The sequence below is a fragment of the Pseudomonas sp. TE9122 genome (genome assembly GCF_056278925.1).
On record NZ_JBWBQI010000001.1, the window covers coordinates 2057578 to 2084482 of the forward strand.

At 60.2% G+C, this 26905-nt stretch carries 25 protein-coding genes; 14 read left to right on the forward strand and 11 right to left on the reverse strand.

From position 1 onward, the window contains the following. Positions 1-27: 27 nt before the first annotated feature. Positions 28-777, reverse strand: a complete 750-nt coding sequence (locus tag ACZ9BE_RS09375; RefSeq protein WP_073474913.1) for an SDR family NAD(P)-dependent oxidoreductase — start codon at positions 775-777, stop codon at positions 28-30. Between the two features lie 194 nt (positions 778-971). On the opposite strand from ACZ9BE_RS09375, the gene ACZ9BE_RS09380 reads away from it, so the two are divergent. Together ACZ9BE_RS09380 and ACZ9BE_RS09385 are read left to right on the forward strand one after the other, a co-directional pair. Further along, positions 972-1889 (forward strand): LysR substrate-binding domain-containing protein, encoded by a 918-nt coding sequence (locus ACZ9BE_RS09380; RefSeq protein ID WP_457263405.1) that lies wholly within the window; start codon positions 972-974, stop codon positions 1887-1889. Between the two features lie 223 nt (positions 1890-2112). After that, the gene (locus tag ACZ9BE_RS09385; RefSeq protein ID WP_110645864.1) at positions 2113-2355 is read left to right on the forward strand and encodes a hypothetical protein; all 243 of its coding nucleotides are present in this window, start codon (positions 2113-2115) and stop codon (positions 2353-2355) included. A 202-nt stretch (positions 2356-2557) separates the two neighbouring features. Here ACZ9BE_RS09385 and ACZ9BE_RS09390 read toward each other — a convergent pair whose 3' ends face one another. Then, on the reverse strand, positions 2558-3466 hold the full coding sequence (locus tag ACZ9BE_RS09390) for a LysR family transcriptional regulator (protein ID WP_095179691.1): 909 nt from the start codon (positions 3464-3466) through the stop codon (positions 2558-2560). Positions 3467-3600: 134 nt separating this feature from the next. On the opposite strand from ACZ9BE_RS09390, the gene ACZ9BE_RS09395 reads away from it, so the two are divergent. The 3 genes from ACZ9BE_RS09395 to ACZ9BE_RS09405 all read left to right on the forward strand — a co-directional run bounded on the left by ACZ9BE_RS09395 (position 3601) and on the right by ACZ9BE_RS09405 (position 5862). Then, on the forward strand, positions 3601-4629 hold the full coding sequence (locus ACZ9BE_RS09395; RefSeq protein WP_095179692.1) for an alpha/beta hydrolase: 1029 nt from the start codon (positions 3601-3603) through the stop codon (positions 4627-4629). A 24-nt stretch (positions 4630-4653) separates the two neighbouring features. Continuing rightward, a complete protein-coding gene (locus ACZ9BE_RS09400; RefSeq protein WP_224787240.1) occupies positions 4654-5088 on the forward strand; it encodes a cyclophilin-like fold protein in 435 nt (144 codons plus the stop codon). Between the two features lie 141 nt (positions 5089-5229). Beyond that, positions 5230-5862, forward strand: a complete 633-nt coding sequence (locus ACZ9BE_RS09405; protein WP_476249290.1) for a carboxymuconolactone decarboxylase family protein — start codon at positions 5230-5232, stop codon at positions 5860-5862. A 23-nt stretch (positions 5863-5885) separates the two neighbouring features. Here the strand turns inward: ACZ9BE_RS09405 and ACZ9BE_RS09410 are convergent, their stop codons facing one another. Beyond that, on the reverse strand, positions 5886-6380 hold the full coding sequence (locus tag ACZ9BE_RS09410; protein ID WP_476249291.1) for an NYN domain-containing protein: 495 nt from the start codon (positions 6378-6380) through the stop codon (positions 5886-5888). A gap of 159 nt (positions 6381-6539) precedes the next feature. Here ACZ9BE_RS09410 and ACZ9BE_RS09415 point away from each other — a divergent pair, with 159 nt between their 5' ends. Continuing rightward, positions 6540-6692, forward strand: coding sequence for a hypothetical protein (locus ACZ9BE_RS09415; protein ID WP_476249292.1), 153 nt, complete (start codon positions 6540-6542; stop codon positions 6690-6692). 312 nt (positions 6693-7004) lie between these two features. Here ACZ9BE_RS09415 and ACZ9BE_RS09420 read toward each other — a convergent pair whose 3' ends face one another. Next, positions 7005-7997, reverse strand: a complete 993-nt coding sequence (locus ACZ9BE_RS09420; protein WP_476249293.1) for a cupin domain-containing protein — start codon at positions 7995-7997, stop codon at positions 7005-7007. 62 nt (positions 7998-8059) lie between these two features. On the opposite strand from ACZ9BE_RS09420, the gene ACZ9BE_RS09425 reads away from it, so the two are divergent. Then, complete coding sequence (locus tag ACZ9BE_RS09425) at positions 8060-9286, forward strand: MFS transporter (protein WP_442101730.1); 1227 nt, start codon at positions 8060-8062, stop codon at positions 9284-9286. Positions 9287-9291: 5 nt separating this feature from the next. Here the strand turns inward: ACZ9BE_RS09425 and ACZ9BE_RS09430 are convergent, their stop codons facing one another. After that, complete coding sequence (locus ACZ9BE_RS09430) at positions 9292-9915, reverse strand: TetR/AcrR family transcriptional regulator (protein WP_150635571.1); 624 nt, start codon at positions 9913-9915, stop codon at positions 9292-9294. Between the two features lie 130 nt (positions 9916-10045). Between ACZ9BE_RS09430 and ACZ9BE_RS09435 the strand changes: the two genes are divergently transcribed. Beyond that, on the forward strand, positions 10046-11263 hold the full coding sequence (locus ACZ9BE_RS09435; protein ID WP_150742617.1) for an MFS transporter: 1218 nt from the start codon (positions 10046-10048) through the stop codon (positions 11261-11263). Between the two features lie 19 nt (positions 11264-11282). Here ACZ9BE_RS09435 and msrA read toward each other — a convergent pair whose 3' ends face one another. The 3 genes from msrA to ACZ9BE_RS09450 form a co-directional block, all read right to left on the reverse strand. Beyond that, positions 11283-11789, reverse strand: coding sequence for a peptide-methionine (S)-S-oxide reductase MsrA (msrA, locus tag ACZ9BE_RS09440; RefSeq protein WP_016774420.1), 507 nt, complete (start codon positions 11787-11789; stop codon positions 11283-11285). A 104-nt stretch (positions 11790-11893) separates the two neighbouring features. After that, positions 11894-12721, reverse strand: coding sequence for an enhanced serine sensitivity protein SseB (sseB, locus tag ACZ9BE_RS09445; RefSeq protein WP_476249294.1), 828 nt, complete (start codon positions 12719-12721; stop codon positions 11894-11896). A 237-nt stretch (positions 12722-12958) separates the two neighbouring features. Beyond that, positions 12959-15085, reverse strand: coding sequence for a TonB-dependent receptor family protein (locus tag ACZ9BE_RS09450; RefSeq protein WP_476249295.1), 2127 nt, complete (start codon positions 15083-15085; stop codon positions 12959-12961). A gap of 190 nt (positions 15086-15275) precedes the next feature. Here ACZ9BE_RS09450 and ppk2 point away from each other — a divergent pair, with 190 nt between their 5' ends. The 5 genes from ppk2 to cydB all read left to right on the forward strand — a co-directional run bounded on the left by ppk2 (position 15276) and on the right by cydB (position 19818). Next, positions 15276-16091 (forward strand): polyphosphate kinase 2, encoded by an 816-nt coding sequence (ppk2, locus tag ACZ9BE_RS09455; RefSeq protein WP_056785103.1) that lies wholly within the window; start codon positions 15276-15278, stop codon positions 16089-16091. A gap of 707 nt (positions 16092-16798) precedes the next feature. After that, a complete protein-coding gene (locus ACZ9BE_RS09460; protein WP_041480440.1) occupies positions 16799-17014 on the forward strand; it encodes a hypothetical protein in 216 nt (71 codons plus the stop codon). Between the two features lie 23 nt (positions 17015-17037). Further along, positions 17038-17427 (forward strand): VOC family protein, encoded by a 390-nt coding sequence (locus tag ACZ9BE_RS09465; RefSeq protein ID WP_041480439.1) that lies wholly within the window; start codon positions 17038-17040, stop codon positions 17425-17427. 3 nt (positions 17428-17430) lie between these two features. Beyond that, a complete protein-coding gene (locus tag ACZ9BE_RS09470; RefSeq protein ID WP_476249296.1) occupies positions 17431-18804 on the forward strand; it encodes a cytochrome ubiquinol oxidase subunit I in 1374 nt (457 codons plus the stop codon). Positions 18805-18816: 12 nt separating this feature from the next. Then, positions 18817-19818 (forward strand): cytochrome d ubiquinol oxidase subunit II, encoded by a 1002-nt coding sequence (gene cydB, locus ACZ9BE_RS09475; RefSeq protein WP_476249297.1) that lies wholly within the window; start codon positions 18817-18819, stop codon positions 19816-19818. A gap of 3 nt (positions 19819-19821) precedes the next feature. Here cydB and ACZ9BE_RS09480 read toward each other — a convergent pair whose 3' ends face one another. Continuing rightward, the gene (locus ACZ9BE_RS09480) at positions 19822-22431 is read right to left on the reverse strand and encodes a bifunctional diguanylate cyclase/phosphodiesterase (RefSeq protein WP_476249298.1); all 2610 of its coding nucleotides are present in this window, start codon (positions 22429-22431) and stop codon (positions 19822-19824) included. A 220-nt stretch (positions 22432-22651) separates the two neighbouring features. Here ACZ9BE_RS09480 and ACZ9BE_RS09485 point away from each other — a divergent pair, with 220 nt between their 5' ends. Continuing rightward, positions 22652-24856 carry an OsmC domain/YcaO domain-containing protein gene (locus ACZ9BE_RS09485; RefSeq protein ID WP_476249299.1) on the forward strand — a complete coding sequence of 735 codons (2205 nt, stop codon included), beginning with the start codon at positions 22652-22654 and terminating at the stop codon, positions 24854-24856. A 298-nt stretch (positions 24857-25154) separates the two neighbouring features. Here the strand turns inward: ACZ9BE_RS09485 and ACZ9BE_RS09490 are convergent, their stop codons facing one another. Together ACZ9BE_RS09490 and ACZ9BE_RS09495 are read right to left on the reverse strand one after the other, a co-directional pair. Then, positions 25155-25670: a PaaI family thioesterase gene (locus tag ACZ9BE_RS09490; protein ID WP_476249300.1), complete on the reverse strand. Its 516-nt coding sequence runs from the start codon at positions 25668-25670 to the stop codon at positions 25155-25157. 8 nt (positions 25671-25678) lie between these two features. Continuing rightward, positions 25679-26836: a GGDEF domain-containing protein gene (locus tag ACZ9BE_RS09495; protein WP_130901283.1), complete on the reverse strand. Its 1158-nt coding sequence runs from the start codon at positions 26834-26836 to the stop codon at positions 25679-25681. Positions 26837-26905 lie beyond the last annotated feature (69 nt).

Here is a 26905-nt window from a genome sequence, read left to right on the forward strand (position 1 = left end):
GGGCCACGCAGGCCCGCCCAGAGTTACTCAGTGAATCAGCATGCCGCCGTTCACATCGAGGGTGATGCCGGTCAGATAAGCGGACAGGTCGCTGGCCAGAAACAGCGCGGCGTTGGCGACGTCCTGCGCTTGACCCAGGCGCCCCAGCGGAATGCCTTCGATGATGGCGTGGCGGCGGTCATCCTGCATCAGGCCGCCGGTGATGTCGGTGTGAATCAGGCCCGGGGCGATGGAGTTGACGCGGATATTGTCCGGCCCCAATTCCCGCGCCATGGCCTTGCCCAGCCCCAGCACACCGGCCTTGGCCGCGCTGTAATGCGGGCCACCGAAGATGCCGCCGCCGCGCTGGGCAGACACCGACGACATGCAGACGATGCTGCCGGAAGACTGTTGGCGCATCAGCGGAATCACCGCCTGGGACATGAGCAAAGTGCCGCGCAGGCTGACGTCCAGCACCTTGTCGTAGTCCGAAGGGCGAATATCCAGAGTCTTCAGTGGCTGGGTAATGCCGGCGTTGTTGACGAGGATATCGATGCGCCCGAAGTGCTCGATGATGGCGGCGACAGCTTGCTGAACCTGCGCTTCGTCGGCCACGTTGGCCGCCAGGCCCAGATGACCTTCGCCCAGTGCTGCGGCGGCGTCACGTGCTGCGGATGCATCCAGATCGAGGATGACCACGCGAGCGCCGTGTTGCGCAAATGTGCTGGCGGTAGCGCGGCCAATGCCACGGGCAGATGCGGCACCGGTAATGATTGCGACTTTGCCTTGAAGAAGCATGGAGGATTCCCTCGAATTGTTTTTATTGGGTCGGTGTGTAAGTAACCGATGACTCAGCTTGTCCTCCGGGGCGAGCGTGAGCAATAACGCGGAAGTCACTCAATGCTGAAAAAAATTCAGCACTCGTCAGGCCGTTTCGCAAATGCTTGAATGAAACCGGTCCGTACATCACAAGAAATCACCACGGAGTCCCCATGCGCTCAGACACTGAGGCATCGATCATCCTGCCACCGCTGAAAGCAATTCAGGCCTTCGAACAAACCGCGCGCTTCGGCAACGTCGCCAGAGCGGCGGAAGTGCTGGACCTGACACCCTCGGCAGTCAGCCATCAACTGGCGAAACTGGAAGGGATGATCGGCCGGCAATTATTCGTCCGTGCTGCCCGTGGCGTCTCGCTGACGCCGGTCGGCGAGCAATACCTCAAGGAAGTTTCCGGGATTTTGCACAGTCTCGCCGTTGCCACCGAACGTGCTGCCAGCGATGTCAGCCTCGATTGCCTGCGCTTGCACTCGTCGCCAAGCTTCGGCCTGCTCTGGCTGATGCCGCGCCTGGAAGCGTTTCGCGCCAGTCACCCGGACATACAGATCAATCTGTCGTGCTCCTATGAATCGCTGCACTTCAGTCGCGACAAGATCGACGTCGATATCCGCCATGGTCTGCCGAACTGGCCAAGCTATGAGGTGCGCACGGTCAGGAACGAGACGTTCGCGGTGCTGACCTCACCGAAACTGCTCGCGCAACGCCGGGTGCGCGGCGCTGCGGATCTGCTGGAGTGCGATCTGATTCTGTCGGAAGCCACCCTGCTCAAATGGCCGCAATGGTTTGCCCAGCATGGCTTGGCGCGTCCGGAACGGCCTTATGCATTGAGCTTCGATCGTTCCTACATGTCGCTGGAAGCGGCGAGTCATGGCTTGGGTTTCGCGCTGGAAAGCACATTGCTGGCGCAGAAGTATCTGGCCGCGGGCACGCTGGTTGAAGTAGCGCCTGAATCACTGAGTGCTGCGGTGGCGGCGCACCATTTGGTATTCCCCAAGGCGCACTCCAGCTTTCCACGGGTGAGGCGTTTTCTGGCGTGGATGGAGAGCGAATTGGGCCACGAGTTCGCGTATTGAGTGGGGATTAATTCTTTCAAACTCTCTGAACCGCTCAAGGTCAATCCATTATCGGTCTTGATCATTCACGCAAGAACGCACTTTCCCGCGCGCTGCCGATCCGCGAAAAACCAAAGGCTGAGCAGGCTGTTGTTTTCTGTGTTCATCGTTTCTTTAGAAGGGGCTGATTTATGGTCATCACATGTCTGGGATGGGGATCACTGATCTGTAAGCCGGGGAAGCGATGAGCACCCGCAGCCAAGCGCAGATTGCCGCGATCTTTGATCAGCTGTTGGCACTGCGAGAAAGCGTGGACATTCTTCAACACGTGGAGAGCGCTAGCGTCGAGTCGCTGCGTGGCCATCAGACCGTGGACGCTCCCGAGTCGCTGGATCTGGTGTTTCAAAAGCTGCATGAAGACATCGCCAGCATGGAGGAAACCTTGGCGACGATTGCCGAGGCTACCGGGGATGTGTCGAAGTTGTGAGGGTGTCGCGGGGCTGGCATGCAGAGATGATTTGCCTGGTCTGGCGTCTTCGCGAGCAGGCTCGCTCCCACAATGGATTTGTGAATCGACTGATTTCCGGGATCTGACGCAACCCCCTGTGGGAGCGAGCCTGCTCGCGAAAGCGCTGGGTCAGGCACTTACTCTGTTGGATGTGCCGACGCTATCGCGAGCAGGCTCGCTCCTACAACGGGGCTGGATCTCTCACCACGCGCAACGCATCCACCACCAGTGAAAACGCCGGCGACGGTTGGCGGCGGCTGGGGTAGTAGAGGTGGAAGCCACCGAACGGTTCGCACCAGTCTTCCAGCACTCTGACCAAACGCCCTTCAGCCAGATGCGTACCGAACTCGTCTTCAGGCAGGTAGGCAATCCCTAACCCGTTCACAGCCGCGTCGGCGATGTGCACGGTGGAGTTGAACACCAGTTGCCCGTCGACTCGCACTTTCAACTTTTTGCCCTGACGCTCGAATTCCCATGCATCGACGCCGTCGTAGGTCGGAAAGCGGATGTCGATGCAGCGGTGCGCCGCCAGATCGCGCGGATGTTGCGGGGCGGGGTGCTGGGCGAAGTAGCTGGGCGAAGCGACCACTGCCATGCGCAGTGGCGGGCCGATCGGTACGGCGATCATGTCCTGGGCGACGGTATCGCTGAAACGCACGCCGGCATCGAAGCGGTCGGCCACGATGTCGCGGAAACCGTAGTTGATATCGAACTCGAGCTTGATGTCCGGATATTGCAGCAATAGTGGCGTCAGCTTGGGCAGCAGGGTGGTCTTGATGATGTTGTCGCCGCAGGTGATGCGCACCGTGCCAGCGGGCTTGTCGCGCAACTCGGTCAGGGCGTCCAGCTCGGCTTCAATTTCATCGAAACGGTGCCCGACGGTGTGCAACAGGCGTTCGCCGGCCGCGGTCAGTGACACGCTGCGCGTAGTGCGGGTCAGCAAGCGAATTTTCAGACGTGCCTCCAGCGCCGAGACTACCTGGCTCACCGCCGATTGCGTCACGCCCAGTTGCACCGCCGCGCGGGTGAAGCTGCCGCTGCGGGCAACCGTGACGAAGGCGAGCAGGTCGTTGAAATTGGGTTTGGCCATGGGCGCGCGCTCGGGTTTATTGATTAGCAGAGTTTATAACCGCATTAAGCACTCATTAGCTAATCAAAGTCTCGAGCGTGCGCAACAATACCTTCATCCCGGCCACGACTGGCTTCTCGATCAAGGACGCCCCCATGAAACGACTGTTCATACTGCTCGGGTTTCTCCTGAGTTCATTCACTGCATTCGGAGCTGACATGTCCCACGGTGCTGACAATTTTTTCAAGAGCGATAAGGTGACCGTGCAGAAGGTCAGCTTCAAAAATCAATATCAACTCACCGTGGTCGGCAACCTGTTTGTCCCTAAAGGACTCGACCCGGCAGCGCGTAGCGCGGCGATTATCGTTGGTCATCCGATGGGCGCGGTAAAGGAGCAGAGCGCCAATCTGTACGCACAGAAACTGGCGGAGCAGGGCTTTGTCACCTTGTCGCTGGATCTGTCGTTCTGGGGCGAAAGCGAGGGCGCGCCGCGCAATGCCGTGCTGCCGGACATGTATGCCGAAGACTTCAGCGCGGCCGTCGATTACCTCGGCACACGGCCATTCATCGACCGCGAGCGCATCGGCGTGTTGGGCATTTGCGGTAGTGGCAGCTTCGTGATCAGCGCGGCGAAAATCGACCCGCGCATGAAAGCCATCGCCACGGTCAGCATGTACGACATGGGCGCCGCCAACCGTGACGGCCTAAAGCATTCGCAAAGCCTTGAGCAGCGCAAGCAGATCATTGCGCAAGCGGCCGAGCAGCGTTACGCCGAGTTTACTGGCGGCAAGGTCGAATACACCGGCGGCACGGTGCTGGAACTGAAGGCCGACACCCATCCGATCCAGCGTGAATTCTTCGATTTCTACCGCACCCCGCGCGGCGAATTCACCCCGGCCAGCTCGACGCCGCAACAGACCACGCGCCCGACGCTGAGCAGCAACACCAAGTTCATGAACTTCTATCCATTCGTCGATATCGAGAGCATCTCGCCGCGCCCGATGTTGTTTATTGCCGGTGCCGATGCGCACTCCCGTGAGTTCAGCGAAGAGGCGTTCCGGTTGGCGGGGCAGCCGAAAGAACTGGTGATTGTGCCGAATGCCGGTCATGTCGATCTGTACGACCGGGCCGAGCTGATTCCTTTTGCCAAGCTGACGCAGTTCTTCAAGAGCAACCTGAAGTAACTTTCAACGCGACGGAGCAAAGCGATGCGGATTTTTGCCAACGGCTGGAAGGGATTCGTACTGATGGCATGGCTGCCCTTTGCTCAGTCTGCTGCTAACCCGGAGGAGACCACGATGTGGATGACCGTCGGAGAACACCGTTTTGCCATTGCTCTTGAGGACAACCCGAGCACTCGGCAATTGCTCACGCGATTGCCGCTGAGCCTGAACATGGTCGACCTGCACAGCAACGAAAAATACGCCACCGTGCAGCCGCCCTTGCCCACGCAGCCCTATCGGCCGGGCACGATCCACAACGGCGATTTCCTTTTGTATGGCGACGATACGTTGGTGGTCTTCTACAAAACCTTCGATTCGTCTTACCGCTATTCGCGCCTTGGTCGCATCGACCGGCCGCAGGACTTGGCCGAGACCTTGGGGCGTGGCGATGTGCGGGTGACGTTCACGCTGGATGAGTGAGGAGATTCATTGATGAAGCTGAAAAACCTGCATCAGCCGCGCCTTCTGCGCATTGTGGCTCTCGGCTGCGCGGTCCTCGCCAGCGCAGCCTGCGTGAATCCTCTGTGCGCCAATCCTTCCCGATCACCGGAGAAACCGATCATGCAAGAACAACCTCTGACGCTTAAGCAACTGGCGATCGCCCCGATTGCCGCCAACGCTGCAATCGGCGACATGCCGCGTTTGCACGACGCACTCAATCGCGGCCTCGATGCCGGGTTGAGCATCAGCGAAACCAAGGAAGTTCTGGTGCAGCTGTACGCCTACGCCGGGTTCCCACGCAGCCTCAACGCCTTGTCCTTGCTAATGAAGGTTGTGCAGGAACGCGCCGCGCGGGGCATTGAAGACGCGCCCGGACTAGAGCCCGGCCCGGTTCCGTCGGGGTATGCACTTACCGAACTCGGCACCGACAATCAGACCCGTCTGGTCGGCGCGCCAGTGTCCGGCCCACTGTTCGAATTCGCCCCGGCGATCGATCAGTTCCTGAAAGTGCACTTGTTCGGCGACATCTTCGCCCGCGACAACCTGGCATGGACGGATCGGGAACTGGCGACGGTTGGCGCGCTGGCGGCAATGGCTGGGGTGGAGTCGCAACTGGAGTCGCATTTGAAGATCAGTCTGAATGTGGGGTTCACGGTTGAGCAGTTGCGGCAAGTGGCGCAGGAGTTGGAGGCGCGTGGGGATTTGCAGGCTGCTGAGCGGGTGGGCGCGGGGCTGGGGAAATTGGGGGGCTGAAGTCGACAGGGATACCGGCACCATTATTTCTCACCAATGACTGAACCTGCTTGCTGCATCTCCAAGATCGCCGCTTTATTTTCACGAAGCGGTGGCTTGGGGCATGTTGAGCGCAAACCGTCTATGTGCTCCATCAAGCTATCGGGAATGCTCTGCCACATCGGATCAAGGATGAAGTCCACACCTTCTCGCCTTGCCATTTTTGCGGCTGGAACGAAGTCTGCGTCGCCTGCTATCAATACTATCTGGTCGACCTGCTGTTTAAATGACAGCGACGCGACATCAATGCCGATCCGCATATCGACACCTTTTTGGCGGGTTTCGATACTGACATCATTTTCCATAAGGTCAGTCATCTGGATTTTTCCTTTCAACAGCTCAGCGATTTTGACGGGCTCGATGGTCCATCTGACATCCTTCGACAAATGCCCAAGTCGTAATGCCAACTTACGTTTACTTCGCAGCCTGGAATGCAGCTCTTTGCGAAATGCCGCCTCCCTGGATTTCGAAAAATCCACAGCTTTTTTGCTTATGGGGTTGTGCTATTTAGTGTCCAGTGGGGGGCAGTCATAGAAGAAGATTCGGTAGAGCTCTTTCCTCGCTCGTTGTCGTAGCTCTCGGATGGGCCCCGTTGGACGGGTCAAGGTTTTATTAAGGAGGTGGGCGGTTGCCCATCGATGGACCAGAGCGGCCGCGCGTTCAGCGTTGAAGGCGTTTTGAGGTTCGATTCGTCGAAAGCGTTTGATGAAAAAGGCGCCATCGACCAACACCGCAGTGGGCATGTTTTTTTACCTGAAAAAACGCCCAAGGGTTTGGCACGTTCTGGATGATTAGAACGGCGTACTGCCTTGGGCGGGATGGGACCGAGATTAGGAGGGAGTGACGGATACGTCAACAACCCCTTTTTCGTCTGACCTGTTTATATAAAGTTGAATGTGCCCAGCGCTTTCAAATTTCAGGTGGCGAAGGGGAAACGATAAATTGCGGATGGTAAGCGGGCAAGACAGCGACTTCCGTAAGATTTGTAGGCAAAAGCGCTGTATCTCGTAGGCTCGGTTATCCGTGAGCCGGTGAGCGCGGGGCTGGGCAGAATCCGGGGGAGGCACAGAATGAGAGCGGCTCTGTTACGGCGATTCTCGTCTTCAGCGCTGGCGCCGACTCGCTCCCGGTGAGCTTCCCGTTATCCGCTTGAACGCACGACTGAACGCCGCTTGGGAGGTGTAGCCCAAGCGCTGCGCCACTTCTTCGATCGGCAGTCTTTCCAGTGTCAGCCACTGACTGGCCAGGCGCATGCGCAGTTCGGTGGCGTAGCGCAGCGGCGGGGTGCCGAGGGTGGTCTGGAAGCGTTCGGCGAAGACCGAGCGTGAGGTGTTGCACAGCGTTGCCAGCTCGGCGACGCTCCAGTCGCGCCCCGGTTGTTGGTGCAGGGCCAGCAAAGCTTTCGCCAGACGAGGGTCGCGCAGGGCTGCGACGAGACCGGAGGCATTGCCGCAAGCGCATTCGACCCAGCCACGAACAATCATTGCCGCCACTACGTCGGCAAGGCGAGCGAGAATGCCGGCGAAGCCGATGCGCGCTGCGCTGACTTCGCGTTCCATGGTCGCAAGAATCGGCATGAGTCCCGGATAACGCTGGCCGCCGGCGTCGATCAGCATCAGTCCCGGCATCAGCCGACCGAGGCCCTGCAGGCTGCCGAGCTCGAACTCCATACAGCCACTGAAGAGCAGGGCGCTATCGGGCGAAACGGCGCTGTGACCGACCTGCACCGCGCAGACCGTATCGCCGAGTGGCGCGGCGACGGCGCTGTCAATGTCCTGCACTTCGGCGTTTGGGTGTGACAGCAACTGGTGCGCGGCACCATGGGCAATGAATACCGCATTGCCCGCCGCCAACTCGTAAAGGCTGCCGTCCTCCAGTCGCAACACCGTCGATCCAGCGGCAACGAAGTGGAAATACGCATGGCCGGATTTGTCGCTGAAACCCAGACCATACGGCGGACTGGCGTGGATCCGCCGATACTGCACGCCACGCAGACGCATGCTGCGCAGCAATTCTGTGATCAGGTCTGATGACAGTGAAAAGGAATCAGTGCTGCTCATGTTCGGGGTTTCGATCAAAAGTTCAAGACTGCGCATCATAGATCATCCGGTTTGCCGTCAATAGACTGCCCTCTCGAAATGTCCGAGGGAGTCTGGAAATGAATGAACGTGTAGGTGATGGGCGAGCTGAAGAGGAGCCGATGGTTCCTGCGTGGATGGCGGTTTTCTCACTGGCGATGGGTGTGTTCGGTTTACTCACCGCAGAATATCTGCCGGCCAGCCTGCTGACGCCGATGGCGCTCGACCTTGGCGTCAGCGAAGCCCTGGCCGGGCAAGCAGTGACGGTGACCGCAGTGGTGGCGCTCTTTGCCGGATTGCTCGTACCTGGATTGACGCGCAGTCTTGATCGGCGGCTGGTCTTGCTCGGTTTCTCGGTACTGATGATCGCGTCGAATCTGCTGGTGGCGCTGTCGTCGAGCCTCGCAGTGTTGCTGATCATGCGCATCCTTTTGGGCATAGCTCTGGGCGGATTCTGGAGCATGGCGGCGGCCGTGGCGATGCGCCTGGTGCCGGCGGCGGTGCTGCCACGGGCGCTGTCGATTATCTTCAGCGGGATCGCCGTGGGGACCGTGGTCGCGGTGCCATTGGGCAGCTATCTCGGCGGCCAGTTTGGCTGGCGCAGTGCGTTTTTCGCAGCTGCGGCGGTTGGCGTGGTGACGCTGGTCTTTCAAATGTTCACGTTACCGAGTCTGGCGCCGCATCGACCGTCACGCCTGCGTACGGTGCTTGAGGTTTTGCTGCGACCGGGCATTGCCATTGGCATGTTCGGCTGTGTATTGGTGCACACCGGCCACTTCGCGTTGTTCACCTATATCAGGCCATTTCTGGAAAGCACCACCGGAGTCGGCCCGCAGACGCTGGCGCTGATGCTGCTCGGTTTCGGCGTGGCGAACTTTGCCGGCACGCTGTTCGCTGGCTGGCTGTTGCAGCGCAATCCACGCGCAACACTGGTGCTGATGCCGGTGTTGGTGGGCGTTGCTGCTCTGGCGTTGGTCGGGTTACCGGCGTCGCTCACCGGGCAGGCGTTGCTTCTGGCTCTGTGGGGGATGGCCTTCGGTGGCGTGCCGGTGGCATGGTCGAACTGGGTGGCGCGATCGATACCCGATCAGGCCGAAAGCGCAGGCGGCATGGTCGTCGCATCGGTGCAGTCGGCGATTGCCGCAGGCGCCGCCGCCGGCGGTTCGGTGTTCAGTTTCAGCGGCATCAATGGCGTGTTTGTAGCAGCTGGAATTCTGATGTTGCTGGCCGCGCTGCTGATTGCCCTGAAGGTCAATGTCGATGTGCCGGAGCCGGGTTCGGCGCCGGTGGCACCGGTGCATTTGTGATTTGATCAATCCGCCTTACGCGTGGCGGCAATGTCCCAGGTTTGCATGACCTGAGTGATGGCAGCATCAATGTTATCCAGCGCGGTGTTGTCTCTGGCGAGGATGGATATGCCCTGCAGGAAACTGTCGAATACCGTCGCCATCGCCGCCGCACTTGTGCCGCTGGCCAGCTCGCCGGCATTCACAGCACGTTCGACGCAGGCTTGAATGCCGGCACGGGTGCGCTGCCGGGAGTGGGTCAGGGCTTGCGCCACATGGGCGGTTTCCGGGCTCGGTGCGCTCATGACGCCGAGGGTAACCATGCAGCCCTTGGGGTGTGTGTCGTCGCACTGCATGCGTGCCGACTGGCGCAAAGCGGTCTCGATCGCCTGGCGTGGTGGCAGGCTGTCGTCCCACAGGCACTCGGTGACTTGCGCGTAGGTGGTTAAATAACGCTGCACGCATTCATCGAACAACGCTTCCTTGGAACCGAACGCGGCGTAGAAGCTAGGCGCAGAGATACCGCCACCCAGGCCTGCCTTCAATTGGGCGAGCGATGTCGCGTCGTAGCCGTGTTGCCAGAACAGTTGCAAAGCCTGATCGACGGCGTCGTCGCGATCAAACTGACGGGGGCGACCGGTTCTCGCCATGACCTGACTCCTCATTGATTTAATATAAAGACTAGTCGATACAGAAATTGTTGACAACGCTGCGCATGCACCCTCAGGATCTAGATCGATCGGTATTTAAATCTGAGTCGGTTTTTTCGAGGAGCTTCCAGTGACACCTTCAATCACGTTAACGGCTACGCCAAAAGGTCTGCCCATCGGCGCTTTGCTGGCGCTGGCCATGACTGGCTTCATCTGCATCGTCACCGAAACCCTGCCGGCGGGCCTGCTACCTTTGATCAGTGAAGGCCTGGCGATTTCGCCGTCCATGGCCGGGCAAATGGTTACCGCGTACGCATTGGGTTCCGTACTGGCGGTGATCCCGATGACCATCGCCACCCGGGGCTGGCGGCGCCGCAACGTGCTGCTGCTGACGATTGTCGGTTTCCTGCTGTTCAATTCGATTACCGCGCTGTCGTCGCACTACGGCGTGACGCTGGTCGCGCGGTTCTTCGCCGGGGTTGCGGCGGGTCTGGCATGGAGTCTGTTGGCCGGCTATGCGCGACGCATGGTTGAGCCCGAACAGCAGGGCAAGGCGTTGGCGCTGGCGATGGTCGGCACACCGATTGCGTTGTCGCTGGGCGTGCCTCTGGGTACGTGGCTCGGTGGGCTGGTCGGTTGGCGCACTACATTCGGTCTGATGTCGGCGCTGACCTTGGTACTGATCGTCTGGGTACTGGTGAAAGTGCCCGACTACCCGCCGCAGCCGGCCCATCAACGCCTATCGCTGAGCAAAGTCCTGACTACCCCGGGCGTGCGTCCTGTGCTAGCAGTGGTGATCAGCTGGATGCTGGCGCACAACATTCTCTACACCTATATCGCTCCGTTCGTGGCGCCGGCGGGCATGGCCGAGCGGGTGGATGTGGTGTTGTTGAGCTTCGGCATCGCCGCGCTGGTCGGGATATGGCTGACGGCGAAGCTGGTCGAGCCGCTGCTGCGCTCGACGGTTCTGCTGAGTTTGGCGACCTTTGCCGCCGTCTGCGTGGCGCTGGGATTTGGCGGAGGCAACCCAGAGGTGATTTATCTCGGCGTGGCGGCATGGGGTTTGACCTTTGGCGGCGCAGCGACGCTGTTGCAAACGGCGCTGGCTGATGCGGCGGGCGACGGAGCGGATGTTGCCTTGTCGTTGAACGTAGTGGCGTGGAACAGCGCGATCGCTGGCAGCGGTGTCGTCGGCGGCGTGCTGCTCGATCAGTGGGGCGTTACCTCATTTCCGTGGGCCATGCTGGCACTGGTCGCTATCGCCTTCGCCATTGCCTGGGGTGCCCGGGCCCACGGTTTCAGGTCAGGCCCGCGCTCCGTAGGAGCTTCGGTGGTGGCGGGGCATTGAACCCAGCCAAGCAGTTTCTTCAACCGCGCTTCGGCAGTTTCCAGTTCGGCCGGATGAAGTGGCAGGTGTAACCGTTCGGAATCCGCTCCAGGTAATCCTGATGCTCGGGTTCCGCTTCCCAGAACGGGCCGGCCGGTTCTATTTCCGTAACCACTCGGCCCGGCCACAACTTCGATGCGTCTACATCGGCGGCGGTGTCTTCAGCGACGGCACGCTGCTCGTCGTTGAGGTAGTAGATCGCCGAGCGGTAGCTCGGGCCAAGATCGTTGCCCTGACGGTTAGGCGTGCTCGGGTCGTGGATCTGGAAGAAGAACTCAAGGATCTGCCGGTAGCTGATCACGGCCGGATCAAACTCGATTTCGATGGCTTCGGCGTGGTTGCCGTGGTTGCGATAGGTCGCATTCGGCACATCGCCGCCGGTATAGCCGACGCGGGTTTTCAGCACACCCGGATAGCGGCGCAACAGATCCTGCATGCCCCAGAAGCAGCCGCCGGCGAGAATGGCAGTTTCGGTTTGAGTGGTCATGGTGTGTGCTTCCTCTCGAGACGATGGGGGGATACCCACTGTTATGAGGGCGGGTTGAGAGAATCCAAGGTCACGCTCATGAGAATCGACCACTGGCCTGCTGATCAAGCGACATGCAGGCGACTGCGATTTTCATCAGATCGTATTCGACCAAAGCCAAAGAACGAACGCAGCTTGCTCGGTGACTTGCGCTCGTAGAACGGTTTGGTCTCCCTGAGGAAGTAATCACTCAGCCCGGCTTGTCCCGTCAGCACGCGGCAAAAATCAACCGGCCCGCCATCAGGGGCTGTGTCCGCAGCGACATTGCCGGCTTCGCGCATGACCTGTTCGATATCGCCATCCGCTTCGATGCCGACGATCAAGTGCGGTTTTTCATCAACCGAGGGGTCGTGCATCAGCGCCAGGAACGCGCGTTTCACATTGGCGTGTTTGGCCAGCAGTTGCGAGAGCGAATGGACCATCGTCGATGGGTAGTCCGAAGGCTGTCCAAGCAAGACGTTGGTTTCTTTTTCAACGGTACGCTGCGTGGCGGGCCGGCCGATTTCGCCTGAGAGCAGGCGTTGCACTTCCTCCGGAAAGAATTCCTTGCCGTACGGCGACTTCGGATTGAGAAAGAGCAGCGCGCCCAGCGTGATTTCGAACAATGATCGGGCAGGGATTTCTACATAGCTCTGCTCGCTGTCGATGGATTGTTGCAGCGTTGGCAGCGAGGAGAAGAACGGAATGACCGGCGTGCCATCGGGCTTCTGCCAATGGGCGATGCTGATGTTGCTGCCGGCTTCGAGATTGACATGACCTTGCGCCGCACCGGCGGTGCCGAGGATGTAGACAGTGGAATCCAGCAGGGTGCGATAGAACTCAGGGCGATGCGCGGGTTCGTCCGCGGCCAGCCGGAGTGATGTTTCCAATGGGTTTTCTTGGGAAGTATCCATGAGGTCAGTCCGTTATTTTCAATGGAGAGCGATGGTTGTCTGATCAGTTCGAGGAGACCTGCTGTCACGATGATTCTCGAACAGAGATTTGAATCCTGCGCCCTTCTAACCAGCACCACAAAGCAAAATGTGGGAGCGAGCCTGCTCGCGAAGGCGTCGTGTCAGTCGAATAATTCACGACTGGTACACCGTTTTCGCGAGCAGGCTCGCTCCCACATTTGAATTTCGCGTTGGGTCTTATAGCAAACTCCACGAAACCCCAACATAAACCCCCATCCCTTCACCCGGCGTCGACCGCGCGGCGTCCACTCCCTTGTCGTCATACCCCGGCGTGACCGTCGCCGCGTAGCGCTTGCCGGTCAGGTTGCGCATGTCCACCCAACCTTGCCAGTCGCCCTTCGGGGCGTTGTAGCCCAGGGTGGCGCCGAACAGGGCGTAGGGATCGGCGTAGTAGCTGTTGGCGTAGTCCACGGCAACTTTGGACACCAGTTGCGTGTTCACGGCGGCAAAGAAGCCCTGCGGCCAGTCGTAACGCAGTTCGCCCTGGTAATAATGCATCGGCAGGCCCGGCAAGCGGTTGTCGCCGAAGCGCTCATCGTCGCGGTAGTGGAAGTCGCTGAAGGTGTAGGCCTGGCGCAAGCTCAACTGGCGGCCGTCGGCGGCGGTCCAGAGTTTGTTGTTGAGGCTGGCCTCGATGCCCTGGTGCACGGTCGGGCTGGCGTTGAGTTCGTAGGGCGTGACGGCGTTGGCGTCCGGCAGTACCGAGAGCAGTTCGTGACGAACTTGCGCGTAGTACCAGGCCAGGCTCCATTCGCCCAAATGGCTGTCGCCACGGCCGCCGAGTTCCAGAGTGGTAGCGGTTTGGTTTTGCAGTTCGACCGGGTCGCGCTGGGTGCCGGTGGCGGCGCCGTTGCCGCCAGGGAAGCGCACGTTGGAGCTGTAGATCAGCGACCACGGGTGCGGTGCTTCGACGGAGCGGCTGAGGTTGCCGAACACTTGCACGTCCGGGGTGATCTGGTAGCGCAGGCCGATGCGCGGTGCATAGTCCCAGTCGCTGAGACTGGTCTTGCCGCCGCCCTGCGGATAGGTCACGGCGCTTTCGCGGCGGGTGTAGATCGCGGCGAGGCCGGTGGTCAGCCAGAGGTCGTCGGCAATTTCCAGGTCATTGCCGAAATGCAGAACGGTGTCCGAGCCCTGATAAGTGAAGTTGCGCATCCGCGTGCCCGGGGCATAGCTGGCGGTGTTGCCACTCGGGATGCGCACGAACTCGCTGGCGCCATCGTTGGGCAGGTGCTTGGTCACGCGCAGGCCGACGTTGCTGCGGCTTTCCATCCCGAACAAAGTGTCGCGGCGTTTGTAGTCGAAGGTGCCGCTGACGTCGGTATAAGCCACCTTCAGCCGGTTCGGGCCTTCGCGCAAATCCATTGGGTAGTCGTGGTAGGCGAGGCCGGTCTGGATGCTCGAATCGTCATCGAGGTAGAACGTGGTCTTGTTGCCGATGAAGGTACTGCCGGGCTGCTTGCGGCTGTCATCGCGCGCCACATACGCCGGGTTGGCTGCCCGTGGGCTGTGTTCGATGGAATGCTTGGTCACGCGACCGGCGAGGTCGTTATCGGTTTCGCGATAGCGGAAGTAGAAGCGGGTTTCCAGATTCGGGTTGAAGCGATAGCCGAAGTTGGCGACCAGGCCTTTGCTCTCGCTGGCGGTGTGGTCCTGATAGCCGTCGGCGTTGGCATCGGTCAGGGACACGTAGTAATCGAAATCTCCCAGCACTTGCCCGGAGCTGACCTGGCGCTGCTGATAGCCATGGCTGCCGGTGGCGTAGCGCACGTGCAGCTTTGGCGCGGTGTAACCGGTGTGGCTGACGTAATCGATAGCGCCGCCCAGTGCCAGCGCGCCGCGATCGAAGCCGTTGGCGCCGCGCAGCACTTCGACATGGTCGACCCACAACGGCTCGAGCAATTCATAAGGTGTGCCGCCGGGGCCGGTCAGCGGCAAGCCATCCAGCATCGTGTAGAGCCCCGAGGCGTGGGCGCCGGGTGCGCGGTTGATGCCTGAACCACGGATGGAAATCTTCACGCCTTCGTTGCCCGCCGACTGTGCATACACCCCCGGCTGATAGGCCAGCACATCCTGATTGCTGGCAACGCGGCCCTGCAACGGCTGGCGCATGTCGACCACGTTGGTGCCGCCGGGAACCTGCTCAAGGCGTTCCCGCGCTTCTTCGACCGCTGCATCGCTGCCACTGCGCTCATCTGCCGAAATCAGCACTTGCCCCAGCTCCAGACCTTGGGTCTCGGCCATCGCCGGGCAGGCCAGGGCCAGACCGAGCAGGGCAGTGGGCAATGATTTGGACGACGGCATCGAAAAAACTCCAGCAAACAGGGGATCGGGCAATGAACAGTGCGACGTCGGAACAACCTCAGGAAACACATGGCGACAGGGCTTTTTTGCCCGGCAATGGCAAACAACCGGGCGTGAACTAACCTCACGGATCAGGCCCTTCGGGTCAATAAACAAATTCAGCGGGCTGTTGAAGCGCGAGGACAGGTTCATGGCGAAAGACAAGAAGAAACCTGCAAAGGCAATCGAACGTCCGCGCTTGAAAAACAAGGACTATCTCGAACAGCTGCGCAAGCTCCACGTTGAGCTGGTCAAGCTGCAGGAGTGGGTCATCGCCAAAGGTGTCAAGGTTTGTATTGTTTTCGAAGGGCGCGACGGTGCGGGCAAGGGCGGGGTGATCAAGGCGATCACGGAGCGCGTCAGCCCACGGGTGTTCCGCGTGATGGCATTACCGGCGCCAACCGATCGAGAAAAAAGTCAGATGCATGTACAGCGCTATCTGCCGCATCTGCCGGCGGGCGGCGAGGTGGTGATTTTCGACCGCAGTTGGTACAACCGCGCCGGTGTCGAACGGGTCATGGGTTTTTGTACGGAGGAGCAGGCCGACAAGTTTCTCAAGTCGATCCCGTGGGTGGAAAACGCCATCGTCGATTCGGGGGTGATCCTGCTCAAGTACTGGCTTGAGGTCAGTCCGGAGGAACAGACCCGCCGGCTCGAAGCGCGAATCAATGACGGGCGCAAGATCTGGAAACTGACACCCATGGATCTGAAGTCCTACAGCCGCTGGTATGACTACTCACGGGCGCGGGACGAAATGTTCAAGCACACCGACACCGATTGGGCGCCGTGGAGGGTTGCCGACTCGAATGACAAACGTCGTGCGCGGCTGAACATCATCACTGATCTGCTCAGTCGCATCCCCTATGAAGAGGTGAAGCGCGACAAGGTCGAGTTGCCGAAACGGCAGAAGCCGGGCAAGTACCGGGAGCCGGATTATGCGTACAAGCGGGTGGCGGAGCGGTTTTGACATTTGCGGGTTTTTTGGGCGTGGCGGCCTTTGGGCCGACCAGGCTCTTGGGGTTTTGGGTGTATATCCGTTTTTTCGGGTGTTGCGGCTGGCGGTTCCGCTCTTACAGCGGGTCACTTTTGCAGACGCCCAAAAGTAACCAAAACGCTTTGCTCCTGCGTTCGGCCCTCGCAGGCTCGGGTTCCTTCGCTCCGGGATCGATCCTGGCGCAGCGGCTCCGGTTTGCTTCGCTGCACCTACACTCGCTGTGTACGACTGCGTCGTACGGTCGCTGCGCTCCCACGCCCGGATCAATCCCTCCACTCAGCCTTCCGACGTCGCTGGTGGATCAAGATCAAAAGCGGTACTCGAGCTTGCGCTCATTGTTGAGTGGTGCGGCTTCGCCGCGGGCAGCTGCGCTGCTTTGCGTTTGCTTTGTAGGCGAGCCTGCTCGCGAAGGCGGCCTGACAGCCGACCTGTTCTTGAGGTGGTACGCGATCCAACTGTAGGAGCTGCCGAAGGCTGCGATCTTTTGATTTTGCTTTTCTGTGGGCGTGAGCCTGCTCGCGATGACGGAGGAACATTCAAATTTAATTTGACAGATATACCGCTATCGCGAGCAGGCTCACTCCGAGAAGGTTTTGCGCATCAACCGTCCATCCGTCGTCTGCCCTGAACCTCTCTCGCGCTGTTTTTTCTACCGGGTAAGTCCCTCAGGAGATACCCGTATGTTCGATCAGCAAAAGAAGGCATCACTGGCGGCATGGCGCAAGATGGCGGAGCAGGCCGAGGGCGATCTGGATCCGGAACAGCAATATGACGAGCTGCTCAAGGCTGCGGATCAGATGGAGGAGCAAGGCCTGATCACCAGTGCCGAATGGCGCCAGTTGGTGCGTGACGCCGGCAACGTTTTCACCTTGAACCAAGAACAGCCACAGCGCTGACAGCTGTCATCGGAGGACGTCCCATGCTCAGTTATCTGTTTATCGGCGCCAACGACGTCGAGCGTTCGGCAGCTTTTTACAAGGCGATCCTGACGCCGCTCGGCTACCGGCATGATCGCGAAGAACACTACTGTTTTTACCTGCCCGATTGCATCGACAAGTCCAACGGCCCCGGCAGTGTGCACATCTCGCAACCGTTCAATGGTGAGCCGGCGACACCCGGCAACGGCATGATGCCGGCGTTTCGCGCCGACTCGCGGCATAAGGTCGATCAGGTGCACAAGGCCGGGCTCGACCATGGCGGCAGCGACGAAGGCGCGCCCGGCACTCGCGAGGCCTATACGCCGGACTTTTACGTGGCCTATCTGCGCGACCCCGAAGGCAACAAGCTGGCTGTGTTCTACAGCGGCTGATGGATGGAGCCCGTTGATTCGGCCCTGATGGCGGCCCGCGCTCAGTTCGCAATCACGATCAGCTTTCACATCGTGCTGGCGGCGTTCAGCATCGGTCTGGCGAATTTCCTCATGGTGCTGGAAGCGTTGTGGATGAAAACCGGGCGCCAGGTTTATCTGGATGTTTATCGTTACTGGCTCAAGGTATTCGCCCTCAACGTTGCGGTGGGCACGGCGTCGGGATTGATTCTGGAGTATCAGTTCGGTCTCAACTGGTCCCGGCTATCGGTGCAGGCCGGCGATGTCCTCGGTCCGCTGATGTTCTATGAAGTGATGGCGGCGTTTTTCATCGAAGCGGGTTTCCTTGGCATCATGCTGTTCGGCCTGAAGAAGGTTGGCCCGCGTCTGCATTTTTTCGCCACGTGTGCGGTGGCGGTGGGCTCGCTGATCAGCGCGTTCTGGATTCTTTCCGCCAACTCATGGATGCAAACCCCCGCCGGCTATTCGATTGGCGCGGGCGGGCGTTTCCTTGCCGAGGACTGGTGGGCAATCATCTTCAATCCTTCGTTTCCCTATCGCTTGGCGCACATGCTGCTCGCCGTGTTCATCGGCAGCGCGACGCTGATTGCCGGGATCAGCGCCTGGCAATTGCGCAAGGCCCCGAAAAACCCGCGCGCTCGCCTGCAATTTTCCATGGCGCTGTGGGTGATTGCGCTGCTGATGCCGGTGCAGATTGTCGTCGGGGACTTGCATGGCCGGCACAGTTTGCAAGCCCAGCCGCAGAAAGTGGCGGCCATCGAAGGCTCATGGACGCGCCCGGACCAAGGGGCAGGGGAGCCACTGCGGCTGTTCGCATGGCCGGATATGCAAGAGCGCCGCAACCACTGGGAGGTGGCGATTCCGCGCATTGGTTCCCTGTACCTGCAGCATGACCTGACCAGCACCATCGCCGCGCTTGATGAATTTCCGGCTGAGGACATCCCGCCCGTGGCGCCGGTGTTTTTCGCGTTCCGGCTGATGGTCGGGCTGGGGCTGTTGATGCTTGGGCAGGGTGTGGTCAGCCTGATCCTGCGCCGACGGAATCGCCTGTACACGGCGCGGCGCTGGCTGGGCGCGTGCGTGCTGCTGGCACCGGCCGGATTTCTGGCAATGCTCAGCGGCTGGGTTGTCACCGAAGTGGGGCGACAGCCGTTTACGGTTTACGGATTGATGCGCACGGCGGACAGTCTGTCGTCGGTGTCCAGGGCTCAAGTCGTCGGGTCGACGTGGCTGATTCTGCTGTTTTATCTGCTGATCTTCGGCATCGGTCTGTGGGTGTTGCTGCGCCTGTTGCGCGAGCCGCCACAGCAGGATCAACCCGGGCCGCAGCCCACCCTTGCCGACGAAACCGGGCACTGAGGAATAGCAGACATGGACACGGACTGGCTGACTCTGTTGTGCGCCGCCGCACTGGCGTTCTCGGTCATGAACTACGTGGTGCTCGACGGCACCGATCTGGGCGTCGGCATGCTCATGGGCCTCACGGATTGCAAACACCAGCGACGAGCCATGGCGGTGTCGATTCTGCCGGTGTGGGACGCCAACGAAACCTGGCTGGTGCTCGGCGGCGGCGGGCTGCTGGCGTTGTTTCCGCTGGCGTACGCGATCTTGCTGCCGGCCTTGTACGTGCCTTTTATCGTGATGTTCCTCGCCTTGATCGCGCGGGCCATGGTGCTGGAGTTTCGCGATTACGCACCGAACGAGCGACGCAAGCGCATCGTCGACGGCGTGCTGGCCCTGGCTTCGCTGCTGACCGGGTTGGTCCAGGGCATGGTGCTCGGCACTCTCGTGCAAGGCGTTGCGCATCAGGGCGGTCAATACATTGGCGATGGCCGCGACTGGCTGAATCCGTTCCCGGTATTTTGCGGTTCGGTGCTGGTGCTCGGTTACGTCTGGCTGGGGACGTGCTGGTTGTACTGGCGGACCCTGGATGAATTGCAGCAGCACTCGGCCCGCCAGGCCCGCGTCTTGGCGCTGGTCGTCGTGGCGTTATTGCTGGTGCTGATCGCATGGACGGCGACGTTGCAGCCGCAATACGCCCGGCGGCTTGCCGAAATTCGGCTGTGGTTGCCAGCAGGGGTCATCCTCTGTGCTCTAGGATGGATATTCAGCAAAGGCTTTCACAGCCGCTTCGACTTCATCCCGCTGTTCGCCGCGCTGGGCGTTTTTGTGCTGGCTTTCGCGGTGATGCTGGTCGCGCTATTTCCCTTCATCATTCCGCCGGATCTGACCTTGAGCGACGCCGCATCCAGCCCGAACAGCCAGATCTTCATGCTGGTCGGATTCGCCGTGCTGATCCCCATCACGCTGGCCTACAACACGTTCGGTTTCCGCGTGTTCAGCGGCAAAGTGCGCGTTGCCAGCGATGGCTGATATTCACGTTACCCGACCTTTTTTGCTCACCAGCGACAGGCGCGAAGCCCGTAGCAGATCAGCAAAAGCCGCCTTGTCGATTGGCCGACTCATGAAATAACCCTGCACCTCGTTGCATTGATCCTTGCCGAGAATCGCCAGTTGCTCCTCGGTCTCGACGCCTTCGGCGGTCACCGTCAGCCCCATGGCTTTGCCCAGACCGATGATCGCCTGCACCACGGCACGGTCGTTGGCGCCGCTGCTGATCGAGGCGATAAAGCGTTTGTCGATCTTGATCCCGTCGAATGGATAGGCGCGTAGGTAACCGAGCGACGAATAACCGGTGCCGAAGTCGTCCATGTTAAGGCGTACGCCGAGCTCCTTGAGCTGATTCATGGTAGTCAGCGCGCCATCGGTGTCGTTGAGCATCACGTTTTCGGTGATCTCCAGCTCCAGACGGCTGGCCGGGAAACGCGTATCCACCAGCACTTCACGAACATCCTCGACGACGTCGCTGAGAGCGAACTGCGCAGGCGAGAGGTTGACCGACAGCAGAATGTCATGGGGCCATTCCAGCGCGGTTTCACAGGCTTCGCGCAACACCCAGCGGCCCAGCGGTACGATCAGGTCGGTCTGTTCGGCCAGCGGAATGAACACGTCCGGCCCGAGCAGGCCCTGGGTCGGATGCTGCCAGCGCACCAGCGCCTCCACCGAAACGATGTGCTTGCCATCAACCTTGTAGCGCGGCTGATAGTGCAGGACGAATTCGTTGTGCTTGAGCGCATGGCGCAGGTCATCTTCCATTTGCCGGCGCGTCTGGATCTGGTCGCTCATGTGCGCTTCGAAGAAGCACCAGGTGTTCTTGCCGTCGGATTTGGCCTGATATAGCGCGATGTCGGCGTAGCGGATCAGATCGCTGGCGGCAAAACCGTGTCGACGACTCAGGGCGATGCCGATGCTGGCGCCGATGTGCAGCGGATGTTGTTCGTAATTGATCGGTTGATGCAGGCTGCCGATCAGCCGTGTGCAGAATTTGTCGATCTCGTTATGGCTGTCCATGCCGTTGAGCACCACGACGAATTCATCACCACCGAGACGGGCGACGATGTCGTGCTCGCGGGTGCATTCGCGCAGGCGCGTGGCGACTTCCTGGAGAACCGCGTCACCGGCAGGATGGCCGAGGGAATCGTTGATCGGCTTGAAGTTGTCCAGATCGATCATCAGCAGCGACAGCGGCGGCGCGTGTTCCTTCAATACCAGGACGTCGTCGAGATAACGCGCCAGTTTGTTGCGGTTGGGCAGGCCGGTCAGGGCGTCATGCATCGACAGGTGCTGGATCTGCGCATGGGCGGCGACTTCGTCGGTGATGTCGCTGGCAGTGCCGCGATAGCCGACGACGCTGTTCTTGTCGAAAATCGGCCGCGCCGAGAGCCGGCAGTGGCGCGGCTGCCCGGAGTGATCGCGATAAGTGCAGCGCAAATCGCTGGCGCTGTTTTCTTCGCTGAGTTTGCGCAGCCACAGCTCCAGTGGTGTGGTGTCGCAAGTCAGTAATTCGCCGATGTCCTGGCCCAGCCACAGAGCTTGCGGGTAACCGGTGACTTCGCTGAAGCGCGCCGACAGATAGGTCAGCGCCAACTGATCATCAACTTCCCAGATCCAGTCCGACGCCGCTTCGGCCACGGCGCGAAAGCGTTCTTCACTGGCTTCGAGGGCATGATTGGCTTTCTCGAGTGCCTGATTCGAGGCCTGCATGGCATGAATGCTGTTGTCGACGTATTGCGATGAGCGCAATGCATGGCGGAAAAAATAGGCGGTGAGCAGCATCAGCACCAGAAACGTCGCGCCGAGCGGCGGCACCAGCGTCCACAACAATTGCTGACCGGGCCGTTGCAGGTCGGCGACCAGACTGTAGCCGGTGCTGTCGAGGGGCACCCTTGGATGGCCTTTCTCAATGGTTTCATCCGGGACCAGGGTCAGGTTCGTCAGGCCATAACCGCTGCCGATCTTGCGCAGTTTGGTCGGGGTCAGCTTGTCGACGAACACCAGCACCGAGGTGTTTCTCAATTCATCCAGCGGGCGCTCGTCATTGGGAATGATCGCGGCAGCGGTGATCAGCGCCGGCCAGCCTTCGAACAATGAATAACTGCTGATCGGCTTGGTCAGATCAGGCTGGCTCAGCACCTGCTCGACCAGCGCCGAGGCGGGCGCTTGCAGTACGCTGGATACGTCGGTTTCAACCATCTGCCCGCGAATCACCGCGTACTTGGTGCGATTGCGATCAAGGACGAACACGCCGTCGTAGCCGTCGCTGGTGAACAGCGTCTTGCCCATGTTCTGTTCGGTGTAGGCCCAGTTGACGTCGATCGGCCCGCTCAAGGCCTCGTAGGCGCGGGTCCAGTAGGCATAACTGGTGATGTAGTTTTTCGACGCGGTGATGCGGTTTTCCACGGCGCGCACGGAATAGAACTGGTTCTGTTCCAGATCCTTCGCGTCAAGGGTATTGGCGATCCCAAGCAAGGTGCTGATCGCGGCGATGACACCCGCAACAAACAGTGCGCCAACGGCGATGGCCAGGCGCCGGGTCACAGCGCGTTGCGGGGTGGGGATTGGCTGCGCAGGGAGAGTAACGGCCATGTGCTCGTCCTTGATCCGGTGTCTTCTGAATCTAGAACAATGGCGAGCGCACAATGTTCAGATTGTTGTTATTGGTATCGCCTGGATTTTTTCAAAGTGTAGCGAATCTGCCGGAATTTCCAGCAGCGCCGGCCAGCGGCGAATCCCGAAAGGGCGAGACTTCCCGCACAAAAACCGGATAATGGCCGCCATTCGTTTAGCCGTATTCTGGTAATCCCGCATGGAAATCAAGGTCAACTTTCTCGACAACCTTCGACTTGAAGCCAAGTTCGACGACTTCACGGTGATCGCCGATCAGCCAATTCGCTACAAGGGTGATGGTTCGGCACCGGGGCCGTTCGACTACTTCCTGGCGTCGTCGGCCTTGTGCGCGGCTTACTTCGTCAAGCTGTACTGCGACACCCGCAATATTCCGACAGAGAACATTCGCCTGTCGCAGAACAACATCGTCGACCCGGAAAACCGCTACAACCAGATCTTCAAGATCCAGGTCGAATTGCCCGCCGATATTTCGGACAAGGATCGCCAGGGCATCCTGCGTTCCATCGACCGTTGCACCGTGAAGAAAGTGGTGCAGACCGGCCCCGAGTTCATCATCGAAGAAGTCGACAACCTCGACGCCGATGCCCAGGCCTTGTTGATGCCGCAGTCCGATTCCCAGGCAGGCACCTACATCGCCGGCAAGGACCTGCCGCTGGAACAGACCATTGCCAACATGTCGAAGATCCTCGCCGACCTCGGCATGAAGATCGAAATCGCCTCGTGGCGCAACATCGTGCCCAACGTCTGGTCGCTGCACATTCGCGACGCGCATTCGCCGATGTGCTTCACCAACGGCAAGGGCGCGACCAAGGAAGGCGCACTGGCGTCGGCGCTGGGCGAGTTCATCGAGCGCCTCAATTGCAACTTCTTCTATAACGACCAGTTCTGGGGCGAAGACATCGCCAATGCCGAATTCGTCCATTATCCGGACGAGAAGTGGTTCAAGCCGGGTCCGAAAGACGAATTGCCAAGCGAAATTCTCGACGACTACACCCTCGGCATTTACAACCGCGACGGCGAACTGCGTGGCTCGCACCTTTACGACACCAACTCCGGCAACACTCAGCGCGGCATCTGCTCGCTGCCGTTCGTGCGCCAGTCGGACGGTGAAGTGGTGTACTTCCCGTCGAACCTGATCGAAAACCTCTACCTGAGCAACGGCATGAGTGCCGGCAACACCTTGGCCGAAGCGCAGGTGCAGTGCCTGTCGGAGATTTTCGAACGCGCGGTCAAACGCGAGATTCTCGAAGGCGAAATGGCCCTGCCGGATGTGCCGCAGCACGTGCTGGAGAAATACCCGAGCATCCTCGCCGGCATCAAAGGCCTTGAAGAGCAGGGTTTCCCTGTGCTGGTCAAGGACGCCTCGCTGGGCGGTGAATTCCCGGTGATGTGCGTGACCCTGATGAATCCGCGCACTGGCGGCGTCTTCGCCTCGTTCGGCGCGCACCCGAGCCTGGAAGTCGCGCTGGAACGCAGCCTGACCGAACTGCTCCAGGGCCGCAGCTTCGAAGGCCTCAATGACTTGCCGCAGCCGACGTTCTCGGGGCAGGCAGTGACCGAACCGAACAACTTTGTCGAGCACTTCATCGATTCCAGCGGTGTGGTGTCGTGGCGCTTCTTCAGTGCCAAGCCAGATTTCGAATTCGTCGAATGGGACTTCTCAGGCCAAGGCAAAAACTCCAACGCCGAAGAAGCCGCGACCCTGTTCGGCATCCTCGAAGACATGGGCAAGGAAGTCTACATGGCGGTCTACGAGCACATCGGCGCCAAAGCCTGCCGCATCCTCGTGCCGGACTACTCGGAGATCTACCCGATCGAAGACCTGATCTGGGACAACACCAACAAAGCCCTGCAATTCCGTGCCGACATCCTCAATCTGCACAACCTCAGCAAGGTTGGCCTGCGCAATCTGGTCCAAGGCCTGGAACGCAGCGAGCAGGATGACTACACCGATATCACCACGCTGATCGGCATTGAGTTCGATGACAACACGCCGTGGGGCAAGCTGACGATTCTGGAACTGCGCCTGCTGATCTACCTCGCACTGCAGAAGTTTGACGAGGCCAAGGATCTGGTTGAGGCGTTCCTGCAATACAACGACAACACCGTAGAGCGCGGCTTGTTCTATCAGGCAGTGAATGTGGTGCTGGAGATGGAGCTGGACGAGGATCTCGAGCTTGAGGATTACGAAGCCAATTTCCGCCGGATGTTTGGTGACGAGCGTATGGATGCGGCGATTGGGTCGGTGAATGGCAGTGTGCGTTTTTACGGTTTGACGCCAACGAGCATGAAGCTGGAAGGGCTGGATCGGCATTTGCGCTTGATCGAAAGCTATAAAAAGCTGCACGCGGCGCGGGCTGGTGTGGTGGCTTTGTCGCGTTGAAGAGCTGGCTCAGAACGTTTCGCTTTCGGCTTGAGTGTGGCTGCGTGGCTTGAACCGCAGCCCCTCACCCCAGCCCTCTCCCGAGGGAGAGGGAGCCGATTTTCAAGCTTTTCAGAATTTGTGTTCGACTCGGTTTCCCAGGTCGGCGTATTTCCACCAAGCACCTCGGTCAGTTCCCTCTCCCTCTGGGAGAGGGCTAGGGTGGGGGTTTTTTCAAGATTTGAGTTCGGCTCGGTTTCCCAGGTCGGCGTATCTGCACCAAGCACCTCGGTCAGTTCCCTCTCCCTTTGGGAGAGGGCTAGGGTGAGGGGCTTTGGCTTTTGCGGCCATGCGCTGCATCCGCCAACTGCCCCGTATCCACCCGCACAAACACCGAATCACCCACCGCCGTGAGCACTTCCCCGGCATACACCTCGCAAATCACCCGGGTCTTGCGCCCGACTTCACCTTCGACTCGCGCGCGCAAGAGCAGCGGCACGCCCATCGGTGTGGGTTTGATGAATTTGATCCCAAGGTTACCGGTGACGCAGTCGATGCGCGGCAGACTGCCGGCTTCGCGGTTTTCTGCGCGGTAGTGCCAGGCCATGGCGGTCCAGTTGGAGTGACAGTCGACGAGCATGGCAATCAGCCCGCCGTAAACCAGATCCGGCCAGCCGCAATATTGAGCTTCGGGCAGATGCTCGGCGATGACGTGGTTGCCGTCCTCATCCCACCGACTTTTCACGTGCAGGCCTTGCGGATTGCGGCCGCCGCAGCCGTAACAAACGCCTTCGGGGGCGGCGAGGTCTTGCAGCGGGGTGGCGTGGCTGGACATGGCTGGGGTCATCCTGGAGTGGCGAGGCCGGACAGGCGCAAGCGGTTGCGGCCGCCGCGTTTGGACTCATAGAGCGCGGCATCGCCAAGTTCGATCAGCGCCGCGAGACTGGCCGGCGGTTTGTCGAACAGGGTGGCGCCGATGCTCAAGGTCACCGCAGCGGACGTGGGATAGGTGTGCGACGCCAAGGCCAGAAACTGTTCGCGCAAGGCGTTGCCCAGTTCAAGGATAGCTTCGGCTGACGCGTTGTTGAGCAGCATCAGAAACTCATCGCCACCCAGCCGCGCCGTCAACGCATTGGCCGGAAGCTGGGCACGGATCATTTCGCTCAAGGCAATCAGCAAGCGGTCGCCGGCGATATGCCCATACTGATCGTTGACCAGTTTGAAGTTGTCGATATCGATCAACAGCAGCGCCCCTGGTTTTTGCGCGGAAACGCCGGCCAGCAGGCGTGGCGTACGCTTTTCCAAGGCGCGGCGGTTGTAGAGGGCCGTGAGCGGATCGCGCTCGGCGAGGCGGGCGATCTGCTTTTCCCGGCGATAACGCTCGGTGCCGGTCATCGACAGGGCGATCAACATGATCGCCATCGCGCCTTCGACCAGCGAGATCTGAATGATCTCGCCGCGAAATGCCGCCAGATCGATCAGTGTGCCGGGGATCACCACGGTCAGGGCCTTGGCCACATAAAAGATGCCATGGCCGAGCAGCACATAACGCAATTGCACCGCGCCCACGCTCAACGACTTGCCGTGCGGGCGCAGCAGCGAACTGGCCTTGAGTGTCGGGATCGCCACCAGCAGCGAGTTGGCTACCAGCATGGCCTTGGACCACAGCGGCCCGTCCGGCAACGTCAACATGATCAGCCAGGTTGCGAAAATCAGGTACCACGCCGGCGATAGTCGGGTCTGGGTGAAGCGCGCCACACCGAGCAGGAAAAAGAAATGCGCGGTCACCAGCAGGCCGTTGGCGAACCAGATGCCCAGCAGCAGAAAACCGCTGCTGCGCAGCAGCGCGAGGGTGGAACCGATGGTGATGGTGGCGAAACCGGCGCTCCAGAACAGTAGCGAAGGCTCACGGATGCTGCGCCACTCGACCGCCAGGTACAGCGCGGCAGCGGCTGCGAGGGCGATCGTGATGGTCAGCATCGTTGGCGGGTCGAGCGGCATTTCCGGGCAGGCCTGTCTGTATGGCAATAGGCCTGCGATTGTAAGCGTTTGGTCAGGTTTTTCGCAGGG

Coding starts and splice junctions, on each gene's coding strand:
- ACZ9BE_RS09495 (WP_130901283.1), bottom strand. CDS start 26,836: ATGCCGCTCGACCCGCCAACGATGCTGACCATCACGATCGCCCTCGCA.
- ACZ9BE_RS09405 (WP_476249290.1), top strand. CDS start 5,230: ATGCAAGAACAACCTCTGACGCTTAAGCAACTGGCGATCGCCCCGATT.
- ACZ9BE_RS09485 (WP_476249299.1), top strand. CDS start 22,652: ATGGAAATCAAGGTCAACTTTCTCGACAACCTTCGACTTGAAGCCAAG.
- msrA (WP_016774420.1), bottom strand. CDS start 11,789: ATGACCACTCAAACCGAAACTGCCATTCTCGCCGGCGGCTGCTTCTGG.
- ACZ9BE_RS09390 (WP_095179691.1), bottom strand. CDS start 3,466: ATGGCCAAACCCAATTTCAACGACCTGCTCGCCTTCGTCACGGTTGCC.
- ACZ9BE_RS09430 (WP_150635571.1), bottom strand. CDS start 9,915: ATGGCGAGAACCGGTCGCCCCCGTCAGTTTGATCGCGACGACGCCGTC.
- ACZ9BE_RS09400 (WP_224787240.1), top strand. CDS start 4,654: ATGCGGATTTTTGCCAACGGCTGGAAGGGATTCGTACTGATGGCATGG.
- ACZ9BE_RS09465 (WP_041480439.1), top strand. CDS start 17,038: ATGCTCAGTTATCTGTTTATCGGCGCCAACGACGTCGAGCGTTCGGCA.
- ACZ9BE_RS09375 (WP_073474913.1), bottom strand. CDS start 777: ATGCTTCTTCAAGGCAAAGTCGCAATCATTACCGGTGCCGCATCTGCC.
- ACZ9BE_RS09460 (WP_041480440.1), top strand. CDS start 16,799: ATGTTCGATCAGCAAAAGAAGGCATCACTGGCGGCATGGCGCAAGATG.
- ACZ9BE_RS09490 (WP_476249300.1), bottom strand. CDS start 25,670: ATGTCCAGCCACGCCACCCCGCTGCAAGACCTCGCCGCCCCCGAAGGC.
- cydB (WP_476249297.1), top strand. CDS start 18,817: ATGGACACGGACTGGCTGACTCTGTTGTGCGCCGCCGCACTGGCGTTC.
- ACZ9BE_RS09385 (WP_110645864.1), top strand. CDS start 2,113: ATGAGCACCCGCAGCCAAGCGCAGATTGCCGCGATCTTTGATCAGCTG.
- ACZ9BE_RS09420 (WP_476249293.1), bottom strand. CDS start 7,997: ATGCGCAGTCTTGAACTTTTGATCGAAACCCCGAACATGAGCAGCACT.
- ppk2 (WP_056785103.1), top strand. CDS start 15,276: ATGGCGAAAGACAAGAAGAAACCTGCAAAGGCAATCGAACGTCCGCGC.
- ACZ9BE_RS09450 (WP_476249295.1), bottom strand. CDS start 15,085: ATGCCGTCGTCCAAATCATTGCCCACTGCCCTGCTCGGTCTGGCCCTG.
- ACZ9BE_RS09480 (WP_476249298.1), bottom strand. CDS start 22,431: ATGGCCGTTACTCTCCCTGCGCAGCCAATCCCCACCCCGCAACGCGCT.
- ACZ9BE_RS09395 (WP_095179692.1), top strand. CDS start 3,601: ATGAAACGACTGTTCATACTGCTCGGGTTTCTCCTGAGTTCATTCACT.
- ACZ9BE_RS09380 (WP_457263405.1), top strand. CDS start 972: ATGCGCTCAGACACTGAGGCATCGATCATCCTGCCACCGCTGAAAGCA.
- ACZ9BE_RS09415 (WP_476249292.1), top strand. CDS start 6,540: ATGGACCAGAGCGGCCGCGCGTTCAGCGTTGAAGGCGTTTTGAGGTTC.
- sseB (WP_476249294.1), bottom strand. CDS start 12,721: ATGGATACTTCCCAAGAAAACCCATTGGAAACATCACTCCGGCTGGCC.
- ACZ9BE_RS09425 (WP_442101730.1), top strand. CDS start 8,060: ATGAATGAACGTGTAGGTGATGGGCGAGCTGAAGAGGAGCCGATGGTT.
- ACZ9BE_RS09470 (WP_476249296.1), top strand. CDS start 17,431: ATGGAGCCCGTTGATTCGGCCCTGATGGCGGCCCGCGCTCAGTTCGCA.